Source organism: Planotetraspora sp. A-T 1434 (assembly GCF_025420585.1).
Classification (GTDB): domain Bacteria; phylum Actinomycetota; class Actinomycetes; order Streptosporangiales; family Streptosporangiaceae; genus JAOEGB01.
On sequence record NZ_JAOEGB010000128.1, the window covers coordinates 1 to 291 of the forward strand.

1 protein-coding gene is annotated in these 291 nt (G+C 67.7%); it reads right to left on the reverse strand.

From position 1 onward, the window contains the following. A partial coding sequence (locus N5079_RS35255) for a hypothetical protein (protein ID WP_410007864.1) occupies positions 1 to 291 on the reverse strand: 291 nt, incomplete at both ends.

Consider the following 291-nt stretch of genomic DNA (forward strand, 5'->3'; position numbering starts at 1 on the left):
CCCGTCGAACAGCCGGGCCTTGCCGCTGCGCTGCACCAGCCGCTCCCCGTCGCGGTTGGGGATGGTGTTGTCGAGGAGTCCGATGATCTCTTCTTCGTGGGCGCCGTCGAAGAGGGGAGTGGCCATGTTGGTGCGTGGCGCCACCTTGTCGAAGCCCTTGTCGCGCAGCCGTTCGGCCCAGGCCTCCTCGACGCCGCTGACGTCCCATCCTCGGGCGGCGATCCAGCCGAGGTGTGTCTCCAGCACCTGACCGACGTTCATACGCCCGGGAACACCCAGCGGGTTGAGGAT